Source organism: Pseudomonas sp. EMN2 (assembly GCF_009650555.1).
Lineage (GTDB): Bacteria > Pseudomonadota > Gammaproteobacteria > Pseudomonadales > Pseudomonadaceae > Aquipseudomonas > Aquipseudomonas sichuanensis.
The window spans coordinates 1-19,916 of sequence record NZ_VZZR01000110.1 but is presented as its reverse complement, the minus strand read 5'-3'; the positions used below and the strand labels follow the sequence as shown (position 1 = coordinate 19,916).

Here is a 19,916-nt window from a genome sequence, read left to right as displayed (position 1 = left end):
CAAAGTTGCCAAAAGAAATTCGGTTCTGGCGGCGGAAAACGTTACCCTATGCAACTTGAATTTTTCGCACTTGCCCGAGGTTACCCCCGTGTTTTCCCAATTCGCCCTGCACGAACGCCTGCTCAAAGCCGTGGCCGAGCTGAAATTTGTCGAGCCGACCCCGGTGCAGGCAGCGGCCATTCCCCTGGCCCTGCAAGGGCGTGACCTGCGGGTGACGGCACAGACCGGCAGCGGCAAGACCGCTGCATTCGTCCTGCCACTGCTCAACCGCCTGGTCGACCGCAGCGGCCCGAGCGTGGAAATCCGCGCGCTGATCCTGCTGCCGACCCGCGAGCTGGCCCAGCAGACCCTCAAGCAGGTGAAGCTGTTCTCCCAGTTCACCTACATCAAGTCGGGCCTGATCACCGGCGGTGAAGACTTCAAGGAACAGGCCGCGATGCTGCGCAAGGTGCCGGACGTGCTGATCGGCACCCCGGGCCGCCTGCTCGAGCAGCTCAATGCCGGCAACCTCGACCTGTCCCATGTGGACGTGCTGATCCTCGACGAAGCCGACCGCATGCTCGACATGGGCTTCGCCGAAGACATGGAGCGCCTGTGCAAGGAGTGCGAGAACCGCAAGCAGACCCTGCTGTTCTCCGCCACCACCGGCGGCGCGGCCCTGCGCGACATCATCGGCAAGGTCCTCAAAGACCCTGAACACCTGATGCTCAACAGTGTCTCGCAGCTTGCCGAAGGTACCCGCCAGCAGATCATCACCGCTGACCACGACCAGCACAAAGAGCAGATCGTGCAGTGGCTGCTGGCCAACGAGACCTACCAGAAGGCGATCATCTTCACCAATACCCGTGTACTGGCCGACCGTATCTACGGTCATCTGGTGGCCAAGGACGTGAAAGCCTTCGTGCTGCACGGCGACAAGGACCAGAAGGACCGCAAGCTGGCCATCGACCGCTTCAAGGAAGGCGGCTCCAAGGTGCTGGTGGCCACTGATGTGGCGGCGCGCGGCCTGGACATCGACGGGCTGGACCTGGTGATCAACTTCGACATGCCACGCAGCGGCGACGAGTACGTGCACCGTATCGGCCGTACCGGCCGTGCCGGTGGCGAAGGCCTGGCGATCTCGCTGATCACCCACAACGACTGGAACCTGATGTCGAGCGTCGAACGCTACCTCAAGCAGCAGTTCGAGCGCCGTGTCATCAAGGAGGTCAAGGGCACCTACAGCGGGCCGAAGAAGGTCAAGGCCTCGGGCAAGGCAGCTGGCACCAAGAAGAAAAAGACCGAGAAAAAGGCCGGTGACAAGAAGGGCACCGCCAAGCGCAAACCGACCGCCAAGCCCAAGGCCAATGCACCATTGGCCAGTTCCGATGGCATGGCACCGCTGAAGAAGCGCAAGCCAGCAGCCGAGTAAGCGCTTTTCGGTTCAAGCCCGCCACCGCAAGGGTGGCGGGTGATTTCGCGCTTTCCCCAAGCGTGCGTAGCCCATTTCCCAAACTGCTCTTTGGTCCAGGCATTTTGCTGCCTGGCTTCCAAACTCCCTCTGGCATGTTTTCGCTGGCAGGAGTAGCGTATGTACAACTGTAAATACGAAAGCCCCATGCGGTTTGAATGGGACGAGGAAAAGAACCAGCTGAACATCCGCAAGCACGGTATCGATTTCAACGAAGTGCCTGACATGTTCCGGCACCCGATGCTGGTGCTCAAGGATGATCGCTTCGACTACATAGAACCACGTTGGATCAGCATGGGCTGGATCAACGCCTGGGTCAGCGTGGTCGCCTACACCGAGCGGCAAGGGGATGTGATCCGAGTCATCTCTGCCAGAAGAGCTACCCGACGCGAGGAAATACGCTATGTCGAAACCATCCAGAAACAGTGATGAACACTCCGGTCGCGGGCCGATAGACACCTCGGATATCCCCGAACTGGACGACGATTTCTTCCGCCAGGCTGAGCTTCGGTTACCTGCCAAGCAAACCGTGACCATTCGCCTCGACGCTGACGTGCTGGCCTGGTTCAAGGACCAAGGCAGTGGCTACCAGACGCGAATCAACCAGTTGCTGCGTCAATACATGCTGGCCCAGCAGCGCCGCTGAGACGGGCGCTGCTCAGGTTTTTTTCTCGGCTTCCTTCAATTCCTTGATCCGCTTGTCGATCAGTTGGCATTTGTCCGGCAAGTCCTTGCTTGCCGTCCCGAGCTCCATGCCTTGCAGTTCGTCATTGATTTCCTTGGCTTTCTGCGGATTCTGCTCGGTCAGCCGGGCAACCAGCCCGGCGAGTTCCTCGCGTTTATGCGTGGCTTCTTCCGGCGTGCAGGCCCAGGCGGGCAAGGCACACGCCAGGCTGGCAAACATTGCGGCGCGGTAGAGGGTTTTCATCATCTTGGCCTCTGGTGATCCTGCTACGTGTGAGAGGCGGGGCAATTTGAAAGTTCAGCCTGATCGACAACGGCATCCCGGGTTGCGGCCATCCGCGACAAGTCCTTGACCGGCAGGAGGATGCGCCGGACGAGAACGCCTTCGACCAGGTCTCGGCAAGTGCACGGATCGCCTGAGGTCGTTTTGAGGCTGGCAAGTGGCAGGCTGAACGGCTGATAATCGCCGTTCGTCTGCCACTGCCGAGCCCTCGATCATGTCTGTAGCAATCAAGGCGGCCCGCTTATGAGCGAGGTCCGCAAGAACCCCGACGCCTTTGCCCTGCAGGTGATGCTGGGGCTGTGCCTGATCTGGGGCTGCCAGCAGGTGCTGATCAAATCCGCTGCCGTCGACATTGCCCCGGTGATGCAGGCGGCGTTCCGTAACGGCATCGCCGCCGTGCTGGTAGGGCTGCTGGTCTGCTTCAAAGGCGGCTGGGGCCAGGTGGGTATCACCTGGCGTGCCGGGGTGCTGGCCGGTGCGCTGTTCGGGCTGGAGTTCCTGTTCATCGCCGAGGGGCTGAAGCTGACCTCGGCGGCGCACATGTCGGTATTCCTTTATACCGCGCCGATCTTCACCGCCCTGGGGCTGCATATCATGATGCCCAGCGAGCGGCTGCGCCTGTTGCAGTGGCTGGGTATCCTGCTGGCGTTTGCGGGCATCGCCCTGGCATTCGCCGGAGGCGTCTCGTTCGAGCAGCTCGATGGGCGCATGTTGTTGGGTGACGCCCTGGCTATCCTGGGCGGCTTGGCCTGGGGCGCGACCACAGTGGTTGTGCGCTGTTCGCGGCTGTCCGAGGCGCCGGCGACCTTGACGCTGTTCTACCAACTGGCGGTGGGTTTCGCCGGGCTGCTGCTGATGGCCCTGGTGAGCGGGCAGATCGCCGATTTCGCGCTGACCCCGCTGGCGGTTGGCAGCGTGCTGTTCCAGGGCATCGTGGTGTCGTTCGTCAGCTATCTGACCTGGTTCTGGTTGCTGCGCAAGTACCTGGCTTCGAACCTGGCGGTGTTCTCCTTCATCACGCCGCTGTTCGGGGTGACCTTTGGCGTGGTGCTGCTGGACGAACCGCTGAGCCTGAACTTCGTGCTCGGCGCGGTGCTGGTGCTGGTGGGGGTGATCATGGTCAGTGCCGAGGCTTGGGTGCGGCGGCAATTGCGCAGGATCGTGGGATAGCAGACGAGCGCCAGGCTCAGCCCGCCCGGCGCAGGCCGGTGCATGACGCAGGTAGTGGCACGGCCCCTGTCAGCACCAGTACCCCGGCCAGCCCCAGCCCCGCAGCCGCCATCACCAGCGCCGGTTGCAGGCCACCACTGAAGTGGCTGCTCAAGGCTGCCAGCAGCGGCCCGCTCAACTGCCCCAGGGCAAAGCACGCGGTCAGCAGCCCGGCATTGCGCTGGGTGGCATGGGGCGCAAGTTCCCGCGAGCGCTGCATCACCAGTTGCATGCAAGCCAGGAACGGCCCACCGCAGAGCACTACCCCCAGGCCCAGCCCGATGCCGCCGCCTTGCAGGCAAGCCAGCACACCCAGACCTTGCAGCCAGAGCGTGGCGGTCAGCCAAGCCGAGGTGCGTCCCGAGCGGCGCAGGCTGACAAGCACCACGCCCAGCGCCGCCGACAGACCGAATGCCGGCCAGAACAGATCGGCCATCCACTGCCCTTGGAACTGCTGGTTGGCCATCTGTGACAGGAAGGTGGCTGGCAAGATGTAGCCGATGCCGTACAGCCCATACACCAGGCCCAGGCGGCCGATGCCGTTACCCTGTGTTGGGCCACTGTTGCTGGCGACTGGCGCCGGCTCCTGGGTCCGTGGCAACCACCGCAGCACGGCCAGCAGCATCACCAGCGCCGCCATAGCGTAGATCAGCCACAGCGCCGCCGAGCCGAGCCCCAGCAGGTGCGCGCCCAGTGCCAGCACGCCGGTGACGGCGATCCCCACGCCGGGCCCAGCGAACACCAGGGCACCGAGGCGCTGACGGCCATGGGCGTTGGCCAGTTGCTGGCTGAGGCTGGTGATCATCACCAGTACCCAGGCACTGGCCACGCCCGTGCCGAAGCGCAGCAGCAGGTGGCTCCAGAAACCGTCGGCGGCCGCCGAGGCGAGGGTGAGCAACACGCAGAGCCATAGGCCGCCGTGCAGGCGCAGACGCACTTGGGCCGGCTGGCGGGCGAACATGCCGTCCACCGCCCCGAGGAAGTAGCCAAGGTAGTTGGCGGCAGCGACCAGGCCACCTGCCGTCAGGTCAAACTGGCCCTCGGCGATAAGCCGGGGCAGTTGCGGGGTGAGGGCGAAACGGCCAATGCCCATGGCCATCATCAAGGCCACGGCGCTGGCCAGCAGTTGCACAAAGGGCGACATGAAGGCGTCTCCTGCTCGAAGGGTTGCGATGGATGGCAGGGTAGGGTGGATTGACTTTCAATAAAATTGAATAATGATGATCAAGTTGTTCTGTTCTGGAGAATGCTATGGAGTTCAGCCAACTGCGTATCTTCCTGGCCGTAGCCGAGGAAGGTTCGATCACCCGCGCTGCCGAGCGCCTGCACCGTGTACCGTCAAACCTGTCGACGCGCCTGCGCCAACTCGAGGAGCAACTGGGCGTGGAGCTGTTCCTGCGTGAGCGCCAGCGCCTGCAACTGTCGCCTGCGGGTAAGGTACTGCTGGATTACGCCAACCGCCTGTCGGCCCTGCGTGACGAAGCGATGGCCGCCGTGCAAGGCGGGCAGCCGGCCGGTGATTTTGTGCTGGGTACCATGTACAGCACGGCGGCGATCCACTTGCCGGCGCTGTTGGCGCGCTATCACCAGGCCTATCCGGCAGTGAACCTGCAGGTCCAGGCAGGCCCCAGCGGCGACTTGCTCGAGGGGCTGCTCAGCCATCGACTCGATGCCGCGCTGGTGGATGGGCCGCCAAGCCTGGCTGGGCTGGATGGCGTGCCCTTGTGTGAGGAAGAGCTGGTACTGATCACCAGCCCCGAGCATCCACCGGTCAGCAGCGCCCAGGATGTGGCGGGCAGGGCAGTGTTCACCTTCCGCCAAGGGTGCTCCTACCGTATGCGCCTGGAGGCCTGGTACGCCCATGCCCACACGCCCATGGGGCGGGTGATGGAGATCGAGTCGTACCAGAGCATGCTGGCCTGTGTGATCGCCGGCGCCGGGGTGGCGCTGATGGCGCAATCGATGCTCGACAGCCTGCCGGGGCGTGACCGGGTGCGTGCCCATCGCTTGCAAACACCATTCGATCAGGCGGTCACCTGGTTGATGTGGCGCCAGGGCATGCGTGGGGCCAATCTGCAGGCGTGGATCGAACTGCAACAAAGCGAAACGATTGACCGACCGTCGGAAGCTGTCGCCTGCGCTTGATCCGGGTCAAAATCGCCCATATCTGTAAGAACAGAGGCATGCGCAATACAGGACATCGGACTATGATCTGTATGACGCATCGCAGGATTGATTGACCGTGAGGCTGAACCCGTCAAGGGGGCATTATGAACGAACGCATGTACAACTGGCTCCACGACCTGGCCGTCGCCCTGGGCTTGCTCCCGCCACCCCTACAGCCGGTGCCGATCCCTACCGACGAAGAACAGCGCAAGCGCCAGCCGCGTCGTCGCTGATACACCCTCAATGCAAAAGGCCGCCGCATCGACAAGATGCGGCGGCCTTTTGCATTGAGGGTGCAGCTAATTGCGGGGCAAGCCCGCTCCCACAAGGTCTGATGTGGGAGCGGGGTTGGCGTCAGGCCAGGTTGACTGCCGCAGCCGGCTTGCGCGACGCCAGGCTGACCACCACGAAGCTCACCAGGCCGATCGCCAGGCTGTAGTAGATCGGCGTGTTGGCCTCCAGACCATCCTTGAACATGAAGAACAGCGCGGTGACAAAGCCCAGCGACATGCTGGCGATGGCCCCGGCGGTGGTCGCGCGCTTCCAGAAGATCGCGCCGATCAGCGGGATCAGCATGCCGCCCACCAGCAGGTTGTAGGCCAGGGTCAGGGCGCTGATTACATCGTTCACCGCCAGGGCGATGCCCAGTACCACCAGGCCGGTCAGCAGGGTGAACAGGCGGTTGACGCCCAGGCTCGACTGCTTGCCGCCGCGCAGCTTGGGCAGCAGGTCTTCGGTCAGGGTGGTCGAGGCGGCCAGCAGGCCGGCACTGGCGGTGGACATCATCGCGGCCAGGGCAGCGGCCATCAGCAGGCCACGGATACCTTCAGGCAACTGGCCCTTGATCATTTCGGCAAAGGCGTTGTTCGGGTTGGCCAGGTCTGGCATCAGCACATGGGCGGCCATGCCGATCAAGGCGCAGGCCAGGCCGTACAGCACGCAGTAGACACCAGCGGTGGTACCGGCGCGCTGGCAGACTTTCTCGTCACGGGCGGTGAACACCCGCTGCCAGATGTCCTGGCCGATCAGGATGCCGAAGAAGTAGATCAGGAAGTAGGTGATGATGGTGTCCCAGCCGATGGTGGTCCAGCTGAAGCTGGCCGCCGGCAACTTGGCCACCAGCACGTCCCAGCCGCCGGCCTTGTACAGGCACACCGGCAGCAGGATGAACATCAGGCCCACGGTCTTGATCACGAACTGGACGATGTCGGTCAGGGTCAGCGACCACATGCCGCCAATGGTCGAGTACACCACTACCACGCCGCCGCCGAACAGCAGCGCCAGCCAGAACGGCACGTCGAGCAATACCTGCAGCACGGTGCCCATGGCCAGGGTCGAGGTCACGCCGATCATCAGCGCATAGGCCAGCATGATGACCGCACTGGCCTGGCGCGCCATTGGGTTGTAGCGACGCTCCAGCACTTGGGTGACGGTAAAGATCTTCAGGCGCAGCAGGGGTTTGGCGAGGAACAGGTTCAGGGCGATGATGCCCAGGCCCAAGGCTGCGCACAGCCAGAAGCCAGAGATGCCGTGGACATAACCCAGGCGCACGGTGCCGACGGTGGAGGCGCCGCCCAGCACGGTGGTGGCCATGGTGCCCATGTACAGGGTCGGGCCCAGGTTGCGTCCGGCCACCAGGTAGTCTTCGTGGGTTTTCGCACGGCGCATGCCGTAGTAGCCGAGGCCGAGCATGCCGACGGCATAGATCAGTACAACGATGATGTCCAAGGCCATTGGGGGTCTCCCGATTATCTTTATTATGGCGAGATCGACCGCCGTCGCTTCTCACGGCGCCCGGCGGTCCTGTCTTGTGTCGGCGGGCCTCAATGGCCCTCCCGGATGGCTCCTGCCGGGGTGTTTCTATGGCTCGACGGGTTGTTGTGGGAGCGGGCTTGCCCCGCGATTGCTATCGCGGGGCGAGCCCGCTCCCACAAGCCTTCATACCAATCAGCGGCGTACCACCCCTGGCAGCACGCAGAGCATTTCGAACAACAGGTTGGCGCCCAGCAGCGAGGTGTTGCCGGTGGTGTCATAAGGTGGGGAGACTTCGACCAGGTCACAGCCGATCAGGTCCAGGCCGTGGCAGCCGCGGATGATCTCCATCGCCTGGATGGTGGTCAAGCCGCCGATTTCCGGCGTGCCGGTACCCGGTGCCCAGGCCGGGTCGATGCCGTCGATGTCGAAGGACAGGTAGACCGGGCCACCACCGACTTTCTCACGCACTTCGGCCATCAGCGGTTCCAGCGACTTGTGCCAGCACTCTTCGGCCTGGACTACGCGGAAGCCTTGGCGACGGCTCCAGTTGAAGTCGTCGGCGGTGTAGCCCTGGGCACGCAGGCCGATCTGCACCACGCGGTCGCAGTCGAGCAGGCCTTCCTCCACGGCGCGGCGGAAGGTGGTGCCGTGGGCGATCTTCTCGCCGAACATGTGGTCGTTGACGTCGGCGTGGGCGTCGATGTGCACCAGGCCGATCTTGCCGTGCTTCTTGTGAAGCGCGCGCAGGATCGGCAGGGTGATGGTGTGGTCGCCGCCCAGGGTCAGCGGGATGACATTGTGCTCGACGATCTCGTCGTAGGCTTCTTCGATGATGCGCACGGCGTCGAGCAGGTTGAAGGTGTTGATCGCCACGTCACCGATGTCGGCTACCGACAGCGAGTCGAATGGGGCGGCGCCGGTGGCCATGTTGTACGGGCGGATCATCACCGACTCGGCGCGGATCTGCCGTGGGCCGAAGCGGGTGCCCGAGCGCAGCGAGGTACCGATGTCCAGTGGCACGCCGATGAAGGCGGCGTCCAGACCTTGGGCGCTTTGCAGGTGGGGCAGGCGCAGCATGGTGGCGATGCCGCCGAAACGCGGCATTTCGTTGCCGCCCAGTGGTTGGTGGAGAGTCTTGTCCACGGTGGGCCTCATCAGTCGGTCGATTGTTATGTTTGTTCGAACCTGTGCCGCCGCGCGCCTCGAACAACGATGGGGGCGGCGGGCAGGGACATTTCGCCGCAGTCTGCGCAAGGTAGTGCTTCGGAAGAATCGCTACCGACAAATACTTACTTCAGGAATTTCTGAACTATCCGCCTGAAGGCGCGTTAGACTCTGACGATTTCCAGCCCGCGGAACCCTCGCCCCATGGCCTCATCGCTGCCCGACCTGAAACTGCTGCGCATCTTCGCCAGCGTGGTGCGCCACCAGGGGTTCGCCAACGCCCAGCGCGACCTCAACCTGTCGACGTCGGCCATTAGCACCTACATGAGCCAGTTGGAGGGCGCCCTGGGTATCGTCCTCTGCCACCGTGGCCGTGGTGGTTTCAGCCTGACCAGCAAGGGCGAGCTGTTCCATCAGGAGACCCTGCGCCTGCTCGGCGAACTGGATGGTTTCGAGCAGTACGCGGCGGCGCTCAAGGGCGAGCTGCGCGGCACCCTCAACCTCGGGGTGATCGACTCCACGGTGGGTGATCGCGCCTTGCCGCTGGCCGAGGCCATCGGTGCCTACAGCCAGGAGCACCCAGGGGTGCACCTGCACCTGTCGGTTTCCAGCCCTTACGAATTGCAGCTGGGCGTGCAGGACAACCGCCTGGACCTGGCCATCGGCGCCTTTTCTTCGCGTATGAGCGGCCTGGTGTATCAGCCGCTGTACCGCGAGCAGCACTGGCTGTACTGCAGCAGTCGCCACTCGCTGTTCGCCGAGCGGCGCATCCCGGAGCCGGTGATCACCCAGCAGCGTATGGTCGGGCGCGGTTACTGGAGTCAGGCCGAGTTGGCCCGCCACGGCTTCAAGCACAGTGCGGCGACGGTGGAGAGCATGGAGGCGCAGCTGATTCTGATTCTCTCCGGCGCCTACATCGGCTACCTGCCCGAGCACTACGCCCAGGCCTGGGTCGACAAGGGCGACTTGCGGGTATTGTCGCCGGCCACCTTCGGTTACCAGGCGCCGTTCTCGTTGATCATCCGCCGCGGCCGCAGCCGGGAACCCTTGATCCAGACGTTCCGCGACCTGCTCAAGAGCCAGCTCAACGTTGGCTGAACAATGTCGTTTTCAGCTCATTCCGTCAGGTAGGTAAAAATTCCTGCAAAACTTGACCACTGACGTGATGGCCTTCTGCTAAATATCTACTTGCTTTGATGAATTTCCCACTCATCTGGATAAGCAAGGGATCGCCAACGATGCGCATGAATTTGCCCGTCACCGAACACGAAAGAACCTTTCCCAACCACCAGCGGCTGATTTCCACCACCGACCTCAACAGCCGCATCACCTACTGCAACGACGCATTCGTGGCCATCAGCGGTTTCACCTACGACGAACTCGTCGGCCAGACGCACAATCTGGTGCGTCACCCGGACATGCCGCCGGCAGTCTTCGGCCATATGTGGGACACCATCAAGCAAGGCAAACCCTGGATGGGGGTGGTCAAGAACCGCGCCAAGAACGGCGATTTCTACTGGGTTAGCGCCTATGTCACGGCGGTGTACGAGAACGGCCGCATCAGCGGCTACGAGTCGGTGCGTTCGGTGCCCACCCGCGAGCAGATCCGCCGTGCCGAAGCGCTCTACGCGCGCCTGCGCGCCGGTCGCTCGCCGGTGGCGCTGGCCGCGCGCCTGGGCCATGGCATCGGCCACGGCTGGCCGTTGATCGGTGCCGGGCTGATATCGGCCGCCGGCTATCTGTGGTTGCCCCAGTACGCCGCACTGGGGGTGCTGATGGTCAGCCTGCTGGCGGCCTGGTACCTGGTCGAGCACCGGCAGAACCAGGCCATCCGCCGCACCTTGCAGGAGCATCCCAAAGCGTTCACCAGCCCGCTGGTGGCCCTGACCTACAGCGACAACCCCGGCCTGCAGGGCCAGCTCGACCTGGCGATCCTCAGTGAAGAGGCACGTCTGCAGACCGCGCTGACCCGCCTGGTGGACGCCGGGGTCGGGGTCAAGTCACGGGCCGCGCAGTCCGCCGACCTGTCCGACGCCCAGGCGCAGATGCTCGACCGCCAGCGCAGCGAAACCGACCAGTCGGCCACTGCCATCGCGCAGATGGCGGCGACCATCCAGCAGGTCACCCATAACGTGCAGAGCACTGCCCATGCCGCCAGCGACGCCGACCAGCTGGCCCAGCAGGGCAGCGACCTGGCCCAGCAGAGCCTGCGCGCGATGGGCAGCATGAGCGAGGCGGTGAGCGATATCGGCCAGGCGGTCAACGCCCTGGCCGAGCAGACCCAATCAATCGGCAGCGTGGTGGACGTGATCACCTCGATTGCCGAACAGACCAACCTGCTGGCGCTCAACGCCGCGATCGAAGCCGCCCGTGCCGGTGAACAGGGCAGGGGGTTTGCCGTGGTCGCCGATGAGGTCCGCTCACTGGCCCAGCGTACCCGTGCCTCCACCGAGGAGATCCACCACATCATCGCCGGACTGCGCACGGGTGCCGACCGTGCGGTGGCCAGCGCCAGCCGCGGCCAGCAGATCTCCAGCGACAGCGTGCACAGTGTCGAGGCGGTGCAGGAAGCGTTGTCCGGCATCGCCCAGGCGGTCAGCCGCATCACCGGCATGAGCCAGCAGATGGCCACGGCGTCCGAGCAGCAGAGCCACGTGGCCGAAGACATCAACCAGCAGATCGTGCGCATTGCCCAGCTATGCGATGAAAGTGCCGGGCAAGCCAGGCAGGGGGCCGAGATCAGCCAGGACCTGGAGCGCATGGCGGAGTACCTGCACAGTTTGGCGGAGCGGTTCAACCGGTAGTGACTGGCTGTCGGGCCAATCGCGGGGCAAGTCCGCTCCCACGAGGGCATCCAATCGCGGGGCAGCCACTCGTGGGAGCGGGCTTGCCCCGCGATTGGCCCGTAGTCACACAACCAACCTGTGGCAAACTGCGCGCCCTCAAGGAGCCCGCCATGCCCAGACCCCACTGCGATCGTTGCCAGCGCCCGCTCGCCCATTGCCTTTGCCCGCTGATCCCCAGTCTCGCCAGCCGTACCCGCGTGGTCGTGCTGCAGCACCCCAGCGAAACGTCGCATGCGCTCAATACCGCGCGCCTGGCAGCCCTCGGGCTGATCAATGCCGAGCTGCGGGTGGACGAGGTATTCGATGACCTCGAAGCGTTGCTGGCTACACCGGGGTATCGGCCGGTGCTGCTGTTCCCCGGCGACGCTGCCGAGGTTCTGTGCAGCTATGGCGCAGGCATCGACGAGCTGCCGCTGCTGTTGATCGTCCCCGACGGTACCTGGCGCAAGGCGCGCAAAATGCTCTACCTGAACCCACTGCTGGACAGGCTGCCGCGGGTGACGCTCGGTGATGTGACGCCCTCTCGCTATCGGCTGCGCAAGGCGCCGGAACCGGGCGCGTTGTCGACCATCGAGGCGGTGGTCCAGGCGTTGAATGTGCTGGAGGGGGCGGGCCGGTTCGATCCAGTGTTACGGCCTTTCGAGGCCCTGATCGAGGGGCAGATCAGGGCGATGGGGCTGGAGACATTCGAGCGTAATCACAACACGGGATCAGACTAGTTAGAGATTGATGCCTCGATGGCGCCGCATCGAGCAGGTCTTCAATGTCAGGATCATCAATCTACAGTCCCCAATCGATGGCTTGCTGGCTGATCCCACACCCATGTAGGTCGCACGTTTCGATCAGCGTTCGCGCAACGCTTCCGTCCGTGCCTTCAAGACCGGCTTCAACAGGTAGTCGAGCACGCTCTTCTGCCCGGTGATGATATCCACCGTGGCCACCATCCCCGGGATGATCAGCAACGGCTTGTTATCCCCGCCCAGGTGGTTCTTGTCGGTGCGTACCTGGATCAGGTAGAACGCGTTGCCCTTGTCATCGGTGACGGTGTCCGCACCGATCAGCTCCAGCTTGGCCTTGAGCCCGCCGTAGATGGTGTAGTCATAGGCACTGAACTTGACCATCGCCGTCTGCCCCGGGTGCAGGAACGCCACATCCTGTGGCCTTACCTTGGCCTCGATCAGCAGGTTGTCCTCGATCGGCACGATCTCCACCAGATCGCTGCCGGGCTGTACCACGCCGCCGATGGTGTTGACCTTGAGCAGCTTGACGATGCCGTGCACCGGCGACACCACGGTGGTGCGGTTGACCCGGTCGTCAATGGCGATGCTGGTGGCTGTGATCTTCGACAGCTCAGTGCGTTTGTCGTTGAGCTCCTTGGCCGCCTCGGAGCGGAAGGTGGCGTCGGACTCCTGGATCTTGCTGCGGATCTCGGCCACGGCCGCTTCGGCGCGGGGGATCGCCAGGCTGGTGGCATTGAGCTGGCCGCGGGCTTCGACGGTGCGCTGCTTGAGGCGCAGGATTTCCACCGGTGAGATGGCGCCCTTGCTGACCAGCGGCGCCGACATGTCCAGTTCCTGTTGCAACAGGCCCAGCGCCGAGCGGTATTGCTCGACCTTGGAGCGGAATTCGGCGAGCTCCTGGGTCTTCTGCCGCAGTTGTTCGTTGAGGGTCTGTTTCTCGCTGGCCAGGCGACGCTGGCGCGAGTCGTACAGGGCCGCTTCGTCCTCGGCCACTTGCGGGGCTTTGTCGCGCACGTCCTGCGACAGCACGAACGGGCGGCCCTCGGCTTCAGCCGACAAGCGCTCGACCTGGGCGGTAAGGGCGTAGCGGTCGGCTTCGCTTTCGCCCTTGTTCGACTTGAACCGGGTGTCGTCCAGGCGCAGCAGGGTGGCGCCCTTGTCGACCATCTGGCCTTCACGCACGAAGAGCTCGGTGACGATACCGCCTTCGAGGTTCTGCACCACCTGCACCTTGCTCGACGGGATGGCCTTGCCTTCGCCGACCGTGACCTCGTCGAGCACGGCGAAGTTGGCCCAGACCAGGGCCACCAGCAGCAGGATGGCGGCCAGCCACACGGTCAGGCGCGACAGGCTGGGTGAATCCTGCAAGGTGGCGCCGGCGAGCTCTGGCAGGTAATCGCGTTCAGCGTGCCGTTCGGTGCCTTGGAGGTAGCTGCGTACGCTGTGGAAAATGGACATGGGCTACCTCGCCAGCGAGTTGGTCGTGGGAGCGGGCTTGCCCCGCGATTGCGTCACTTGCGTCAATGCACTGCTCAAGTCTGGCCTCATCGCGGGGCAAGTCGCATCGGCGCACCGCCGCTCCCATGAGGTTCCAGGGCTGCTTACAAAGCCGAACCGATACGCCCCTTGCGCAGCGCATCAATCACCGCATCCTTCGGCCCGTCGGCGACGATCTTGCCGTTGTCCAGCACCAGCAGCCGGTCCACCAGGCTGAGCATCGAGGTGCGGTGCGTGACCAATAGCAGTGTCTTGCCTGGTACCCAGTTCGCCAGGCGCTGGCGTAGTTGTTCCTCACTGCTGTTGTCCATGTGGCTGGTGGGTTCGTCGAGGATCAGGATCGGTGGTTCCAGCAATAGAGCCCGGGCCAGCAGCACGGCCTGGCGCTGGCCACCGGAGAGCAGTTGGCCGCGCTCGCCCACCGGGCGCTCGAAACCTTGCGGGTGCTGTCGGGCCAGGTCACTGACGCCGGTCAGCTCGGCCACTTCGAGCATGCGCGCATCGCTGACATGCCGCGCACCGAGGGTAAGGTTGTCGCGCAGGCTGCCGGCCAGCAGCGGCAGATCATGGGCGACGTAGCCGACCTGGTTGCGCAGGTCGGCAATGTCCAGTTGGCGCAGGTCGAGGTTGTCCAGCAGTACCTGGCCCTCGTCGGGGTGATGGAAGCCCATCAGCAGCCGCGCCAGAGTGCTCTTGCCCGAGCCGCTGCGGCCAATGATGCCGATGCGTTCGCCCGCCTTGAGGGTGAAACTCACGTCGTTGAGGGCTGGGGCAGCCTGGCCCGGGTAGCGGAAGGTGACGTGGCTGATGCTCACGCCGCCGTGCAGCGTGGTGTGTTCGAGCGCCAAACGGTCCGCCTGGCGTTCCTGCGGCAGGCTCATCAGCGCATCGGTGCTTTGCATGGTCAATTGCGCCTGCTGGTAGCGGGTGATCAACCCGGCAATCTGGCCCAGCGGGGCAAGCACGCGACTGCCCAGCATGTAGCTGGCAACCAGGGCGCCAACGCTGAGGTTGCCGGCGATGATGCTGTACACGCCGGCGACTATGGTGGCCATGCCGCAGAACTGCTGGATGAACAGCGTACCGTTGGTGGCCAGTGACGACAGATTGCGGGCGTGGGCGTCGAGGCGGGTGATGGCGCCGTTGGTGTGCTCCCACTGGTACTGGCGCTCGCTTTCGGCGCCGCAGGCCTTGAGGGTTTCCAGGCCGCCGAGGGTTTCGATCAACAGGGCCTGGCGCACGGCGCCAAGGCTCAGGCTCTTTTGCACGGTGTCGCGCAGGCGTACCTGGATCAACAGCGCCAGGCCCATGGCCACCGGGAAGGCGATCAGCGGGATCAGCACCAGCCAGCCGCCCAGCAGGCCGATCACCACCAGCATCAGCGCGACGAAGGGCAGGTCGATGATGCTGGTCAGCGTCACGGCGGTGAGGAATTCGCGCAGGCCCTGGAAATCGTGGATGCTCTGGGCGAAACCACCGATGGTGGCCGGGCGGGCTTTCATGCTCATGCCGGTGATGCGTTCGAACAAGGTGGCGGACAGGATCAGGTCGGTCTTCTTGCCGGCCTGGTCCAGCAGGTGGGCACGGACCATGCGCAGCACCAGCTCGAAGGCGGTGCCGATGAACAGGCCGGCGACCAGTACCCACAAGGTCGACAGCGCCTGGTTGGGGACCACGCGGTCGTAGGTCTGCATGACGAACAGCGGCACCATCAGCCCCAGCAGGTTGATCAGCAGGCTCGCCAGCAGTGCGTCGCCGTACAACCAGCGGGAATGGCGCAAGGTGTCGCGGAACCAGGCGTTGACCCTCGGAATCAGCGGAGCACGGACGTCCTCCAGGGTGTGTCGGGGGCGGGCGAACAGCGCCTGGCCGCTGTAGGCTTCGGCCAGTGCCTCGCGCGCGACCCATTGTTCACCGCCTTCGGCTTCGCACGGCAGCAGCAACGCCCGGCCGTCGTCCCCCCAACGTTGCAGCACGGCGCTGCGGCCATCGTTGAGGATCAACAGCACGGGCAAGTTGAGTGGCGAGATGGCGTCCAGCGTGCGCTGCAGCACCCGCGCCTGTAACCCGGCACGGGCGGCGGCGCGCGGCAGCAGCGCCAACCCCAGGCGCTGCTCGGCCAGCGGCAGGCCGCTGCACAGGCTGGCGCGGCTGGCCGGGCAGCCATGCAGCTTGCACAGGATCAGCAAGCCATCGAGCAACGGATCATCCACATCCAGGCGCGGTTGGGTGCTTTGCATGCTGGTCACGATGGCCTACTCCTGCCGCGGTGGACGCAAAAGATCCCTGTGTGTTTGTTGCTTAGCGCATGTCGGGCAGCCTGACCTCGTTACGCACTTCGCTCTTGGCGATGGCCTCCGGCGGCAGCGAGATGCGTTGTTTGCCCAGCAGCTCACCCATGGTCGCCAGTACCCGGTACATCGAGAACTCCTCGGTGTAACGCACCTCGGTGTAGCGGCGGTTGGCGTTGTACAGCTCGTTTTCGCTGTCGAGCAGATCGAGCAGGGTACGTTGGCCGAGGCCGAACTGGTCCTGGTAGGCGGCGCGCACGCGCTGGGTGGTTTCGGCGTACTCACGTGCGGTGGGGGTCTGCTTGCGCGCGTTGTTCATGGCGTTCCAGGCCAGCCCGAGGTTTTCGTTGAGCTCGCGCAGTGCGTTGTTGCGGATGTCCATGGCCTGGTTGATCTTGTGGGCATCGGATTGCAGGCGGGCCTTGTCACTGCCCCCGCGGAAGAGGTTGTAGCTGAGCTCGACGCCAGCCTGCCAGTCGTTGTTGTCGTGGCCCTTCTGGCCTGCGATGTTGTTGTTGGCGCCGGTGGCCAGTACCGCGTCCAGGCGCGGATAGAAGGGCGACTTGGCCACTTCGTACTGTTGCTCGGCAGACTTGACGTCCGCCTGTGCCGACTTGAGGTAGGGGTTGTTCTCGAGCATGCCCTGGCGGGCATCCTGCAGGGTGCCTGGCATTTCGCCCTTGATCGTGACCGGCGTTTCCAGCTCGTCGGGCACGCGCCCGACCACGCTGTAGAAGTTGGTTTCGGCGTCTGCCAGATCGACTTCGGCGGTGTCGAGGTTGTTTTCGGCCAGGGCGCGACGGGCGCTGGACTGGTCGAGGTCGGCATTGCTGCCCACACCACGCTCGCTGCGCAGGCCGATCTGGTCATTGACCCGCAGGTGGGCCTGCAGGTTGTTCTTGGCCAGGGTCACCAGCTCGCGGCGCTTGAGCACTTCGAGGTAGACCTCGATGGCGCGCAACGCCACGGTCTCGGCGGTGGCCTGGGTGTAGTAGGCACGGGAGTTGGCCACCGCTTCGGTGCGGCCGACCTCGTTGGCGGTGTTGAAACCGTCGAACAGCATCTGCCGCAGGCGCAGTTCGGACTGGGTGTAGCTGAGGGTTTCCTTGTTGTGGTTGCGCGTACCGTCCGGGTTGAAACCGCGGGTATTGGTGTTGTCCGAGCGCTGGCGGCCATAGCCGCCCACCAGGTCGACGGTTGGGTAGTAACCCCCGCGGGCGAACTTCACATCCTCGTCGGCCGACAGCCGGCTGTTACGGCTGGCGCTGATCTGGGGATGCTGGTCCACGGCACTCTGCACGGCTTCGGTGATGGACATCGCCTGAGAATTGGCACAAACCATGGCCAATAGAATCGCACTGGTGAGGGGGGTTAACGTGCGCATGGGGTACTTCTCCCTGGTCTCTAAAAAGTCCTGCGATCGCCAATAAAATGACGAAATATTAGAATCAAACCGTTTCAGGTTTGTAACAACAGAGCTAAGAACATTTAACGCGCGAACTAAGAAGAATTTCTCATAAGGTATATGCGAAAAAAAACTTATGCGGTCTAAAGAAACCACGACATTGTTTTATCCAGGTGGCTCGGCGAACTGGCTGGGATAGGCGGTTTTCGGGCTTTGCAGAAAGTTCTAGATTTTTTGCGGATAAGCAGTACGGGGAGGACGGCGAAAGCGGAATTTGGCGACAATAAATTGGCATTGATTAATGGCCATTGCCTATCACCGCTATCGCAGCAGTAGTCACATGGAGGGTGATTCCCGCATATGTGACAGTAACGGTCCGGCAAACAGCCCATACGGAACGTTGCACGAGTTACCCGGCATGCCTTGATCTGCGAAAAGCCCATCGGCAGGGGAGGCGTGCATTCATGGCCAGATTAGTCGGCGTGGTCAGCAAAGTGGTTGGCCAGGTTTTCGCGGTGGGGGACGACGGCCACCGTCGGTTGCTGGTGGAAGGCGACCGCCTGTTTGCCGGTGAGCAGCTCGAAACGGGGGATGCCAGTGCCGTGGCAGTGCGCCTGCAGAACGGTGCCGAACTCACACTGGGCCGCGACAGCAGCCTGCAGATGACCCCGGAGCTGTTGGCCAATCACGCGCCCCATGTGCAGACCCCCGACCTGCAACCGAGCGAGGCGCAGCTCAGTGATGTCGAGCGCTTGCAGAAGGCCATCGCTGCGGGTGCCGACCCGACCGAGGAAGCCGAGGCCACTGCGGCGGGTGGTAACCCCGGTGGTGTGGCAGGCGCGTTGGGTGGCGGGCACAGTTTCGTGATGTTGTCCGAGGTGGCTGCGCGAGTCGCCCCGACCATCGGTTTCCCGACGGCAGGTTTCAACGGTATCCCCGAGCTGGCCAATCTTTACCTGGGCGAGCGGGACATCGACGGCAACGACAGTGGGGCATTGAATCCGCTTGCGCCACCTCCAGCCAGCCCGCCGGATCACCCGGTCACCCTCAAGGGCCTGGAGGTCGAGCCGGGTGAGCTGACCGTGAACGAAGCCAACCTGCCCCAGGGCAGCGCGGACAACCCGGCGGCATTGACGCAAAACGGCAGTTTCAACGTGGTGGCGCCGGATGGGGTATACAACCTCAGTGTCGGCGGCATCAACGTGGTTACCGCCGGTGTGGTGACCGGTGTGGGGCAGTCCATCGTCACCGGCCTTGGCAATATCCTCACCATCATCGGCTACAACCCGGCCACGGGCGTGGTCAGCTACAGCTACACGCTGCAGAGTAATGAAAGCCATCCCAACGGCGATGGCACCAACAGCCTGATGGAACACTTCCCGGTCAGCGTCACCGACAGCAACGGTAGCCATGCCAGCGGCAGCCTTGATGTGAACATCGTCGACGATGTGCCCAAGGCCAATGCCGACTTCGCCCATGTCACCGAGGGCGGCATCATCAGCGACAATGTGCTGGGCAACGACGTCAAAGGCGCCGATGTGCGCGCTGACGGCCAGTATGTGGTCGGGGTGCGAGCAGGCGACGATACGTCGAGTGCTGCGCACGGTAATCTAGGTGACCCGATCTACGGCCAATACGGCTACCTGACCCTGGATGCCGAGGGCAACGCCACCTACCACGCCAACCCCAACCAGGACCTGCCGTCATGGGCGACAGACACTTTTGTCTACACCATCCGTGATGCCGATGGCGACGAGAGCACCACGACCATCTCGGTCAAGGTACTGGACAGCAAGCTGGTCGCTGGCGCAGACAGCGAAGTGACGGTCTACGAGAAAGCCCTGGATCTGACCAAGGACGGCAATGACCTGGCTGGTGGCAACGTAGTGGGGAGCGACCCGCACTCCAGCGCCGAAACCGCGTCCGGTTCGCTGGCCAATGCAGTCACCGGTGGTGTCGGTGCATTGACCTTCACCCTGGTCGGCAATGCTGCCGGCCAATACGGCCAGATCCTGCTGAACACCGATGGCAGCTACACCTACACCCTCACCTCGGCGCCCAACTCGCCGAACCACGTCAACGATGGCCCGAATGTGATCACCGAAAGCTTCACCTACCAGGTGAAGGATTCGCTGGGCAACACCACCACCAGCACCATCGTGATCAGCATCGTCGACGATGTGCCCAAGGCCAATGCCGACTTCGCCCATGTCAGCGAGGGCGACAGCATCAGCGGCAACGTGCTGGCCAACGACGTCAAAGGCGCCGATGTGCGCGGTGATGGTCAGTATGTGGTCGGGGTACGAGCAGGCGACGATACGTCGAGTTCTGCACACGGTCATCTAGGCGACCCGATCTACGGCCAATACGGCTACCTGACCCTGGATGCCCAGGGCAACGCCACCTACCACGCCAACCCCAACCAG

The 19,916-nt window shown here is 63.8% G+C and carries 17 protein-coding genes and 1 pseudogene; 11 read left to right on the top strand and 7 right to left on the bottom strand.

What is annotated here, in order from left to right:
• The first annotated feature begins 88 nt into the window (after positions 1 to 88).
• From F6X61_RS25270 to F6X61_RS25260, 3 genes are all read left to right on the top strand, one after another.
• Complete coding sequence (locus F6X61_RS25270; RefSeq protein ID WP_153789048.1) at positions 89 to 1,411, top strand: DEAD/DEAH box helicase; 1,323 nt, start codon at positions 89 to 91, stop codon at positions 1,409 to 1,411.
• A gap of 186 nt (positions 1,412 to 1,597) precedes the next feature.
• On the top strand, positions 1,598 to 1,879 hold the full coding sequence (locus F6X61_RS25265) for a BrnT family toxin (protein ID WP_153789057.1): 282 nt from the start codon (positions 1,598 to 1,600) through the stop codon (positions 1,877 to 1,879).
• Complete coding sequence (locus F6X61_RS25260) at positions 1,854 to 2,096, top strand: BrnA antitoxin family protein (protein WP_153789047.1); 243 nt, start codon at positions 1,854 to 1,856, stop codon at positions 2,094 to 2,096. Before F6X61_RS25265 ends, F6X61_RS25260 begins: the two co-directional genes overlap by 26 nt.
• A 12-nt stretch (positions 2,097 to 2,108) precedes the next feature.
• Here F6X61_RS25260 and F6X61_RS25255 read toward each other — a convergent pair whose 3' ends face one another.
• Entirely contained in the window at positions 2,109 to 2,378 is a 270-nt protein-coding gene (locus F6X61_RS25255; protein ID WP_153789056.1) for a hypothetical protein, read from the bottom strand.
• Positions 2,379 to 2,660: 282 nt separating this feature from the next.
• Between F6X61_RS25255 and F6X61_RS25250 the strand changes: the two genes are divergently transcribed.
• On the top strand, positions 2,661 to 3,587 hold the full coding sequence (locus tag F6X61_RS25250) for a DMT family transporter (RefSeq protein WP_153789046.1): 927 nt from the start codon (positions 2,661 to 2,663) through the stop codon (positions 3,585 to 3,587).
• Between the two features lie 16 nt (positions 3,588 to 3,603).
• Here F6X61_RS25250 and F6X61_RS25245 read toward each other — a convergent pair whose 3' ends face one another.
• Positions 3,604 to 4,770 carry an MFS transporter gene (locus tag F6X61_RS25245; RefSeq protein ID WP_153789045.1) on the bottom strand — a complete coding sequence of 389 codons (1,167 nt, stop codon included), beginning with the start codon at positions 4,768 to 4,770 and terminating at the stop codon, positions 3,604 to 3,606.
• A 107-nt stretch (positions 4,771 to 4,877) separates the two neighbouring features.
• Between F6X61_RS25245 and F6X61_RS25240 the strand changes: the two genes are divergently transcribed.
• Together F6X61_RS25240 and F6X61_RS27375 are read left to right on the top strand one after the other, a co-directional pair.
• A complete protein-coding gene (locus F6X61_RS25240; RefSeq protein ID WP_153789044.1) occupies positions 4,878 to 5,771 on the top strand; it encodes a LysR family transcriptional regulator in 894 nt (297 codons plus the stop codon).
• Between the two features lie 125 nt (positions 5,772 to 5,896).
• Positions 5,897 to 6,025: a PA1414 family protein gene (locus F6X61_RS27375; protein ID WP_256206021.1), complete on the top strand. Its 129-nt coding sequence runs from the start codon at positions 5,897 to 5,899 to the stop codon at positions 6,023 to 6,025.
• Between the two features lie 121 nt (positions 6,026 to 6,146).
• Here the strand turns inward: F6X61_RS27375 and F6X61_RS25235 are convergent, their stop codons facing one another.
• Both F6X61_RS25235 and speB read right to left on the bottom strand, forming a co-directional pair.
• Positions 6,147 to 7,526 (bottom strand): sodium:solute symporter, encoded by a 1,380-nt coding sequence (locus tag F6X61_RS25235; RefSeq protein WP_153789043.1) that lies wholly within the window; start codon positions 7,524 to 7,526, stop codon positions 6,147 to 6,149.
• Between the two features lie 213 nt (positions 7,527 to 7,739).
• Positions 7,740 to 8,690, bottom strand: a complete 951-nt coding sequence (speB, locus tag F6X61_RS25230; protein WP_110996363.1) for an agmatinase — start codon at positions 8,688 to 8,690, stop codon at positions 7,740 to 7,742.
• Between the two features lie 225 nt (positions 8,691 to 8,915).
• Between speB and F6X61_RS25225 the strand changes: the two genes are divergently transcribed.
• The 4 genes and pseudogenes from F6X61_RS25225 to F6X61_RS25215 all read left to right on the top strand — a co-directional run bounded on the left by F6X61_RS25225 (position 8,916) and on the right by F6X61_RS25215 (position 12,276).
• Complete coding sequence (locus F6X61_RS25225) at positions 8,916 to 9,809, top strand: LysR family transcriptional regulator (RefSeq protein WP_110996362.1); 894 nt, start codon at positions 8,916 to 8,918, stop codon at positions 9,807 to 9,809.
• 98 nt (positions 9,810 to 9,907) lie between these two features.
• Positions 9,908 to 10,252, top strand: a pseudogene (locus F6X61_RS27725) (PAS domain-containing protein); the annotation flags it as partial.
• Positions 10,253 to 10,486: 234 nt separating this feature from the next.
• Positions 10,487 to 11,515 (top strand): methyl-accepting chemotaxis protein, encoded by a 1,029-nt coding sequence (locus F6X61_RS25220; RefSeq protein ID WP_371923760.1) that lies wholly within the window; start codon positions 10,487 to 10,489, stop codon positions 11,513 to 11,515.
• Positions 11,516 to 11,667: 152 nt separating this feature from the next.
• Positions 11,668 to 12,276 carry a tRNA-uridine aminocarboxypropyltransferase gene (locus tag F6X61_RS25215; protein ID WP_153789041.1) on the top strand — a complete coding sequence of 203 codons (609 nt, stop codon included), beginning with the start codon at positions 11,668 to 11,670 and terminating at the stop codon, positions 12,274 to 12,276.
• A 123-nt stretch (positions 12,277 to 12,399) separates the two neighbouring features.
• Here the strand turns inward: F6X61_RS25215 and F6X61_RS25210 are convergent, their stop codons facing one another.
• The 3 genes from F6X61_RS25210 to F6X61_RS25200 form a co-directional block, all read right to left on the bottom strand.
• Complete coding sequence (locus F6X61_RS25210; RefSeq protein WP_153789040.1) at positions 12,400 to 13,755, bottom strand: HlyD family type I secretion periplasmic adaptor subunit; 1,356 nt, start codon at positions 13,753 to 13,755, stop codon at positions 12,400 to 12,402.
• A 143-nt stretch (positions 13,756 to 13,898) separates the two neighbouring features.
• On the bottom strand, positions 13,899 to 16,034 hold the full coding sequence (locus F6X61_RS25205) for a type I secretion system permease/ATPase (RefSeq protein ID WP_153789055.1): 2,136 nt from the start codon (positions 16,032 to 16,034) through the stop codon (positions 13,899 to 13,901).
• Positions 16,035 to 16,095: 61 nt separating this feature from the next.
• Positions 16,096 to 17,469: a TolC family outer membrane protein gene (locus F6X61_RS25200; RefSeq protein ID WP_153789039.1), complete on the bottom strand. Its 1,374-nt coding sequence runs from the start codon at positions 17,467 to 17,469 to the stop codon at positions 16,096 to 16,098.
• Positions 17,470 to 17,954: 485 nt separating this feature from the next.
• Here F6X61_RS25200 and F6X61_RS25195 point away from each other — a divergent pair.
• Positions 17,955 to 19,916, top strand: a 1,962-nt coding sequence (locus F6X61_RS25195; protein WP_153789038.1) for a retention module-containing protein, incomplete at its 3' end; no start/stop codon positions are given.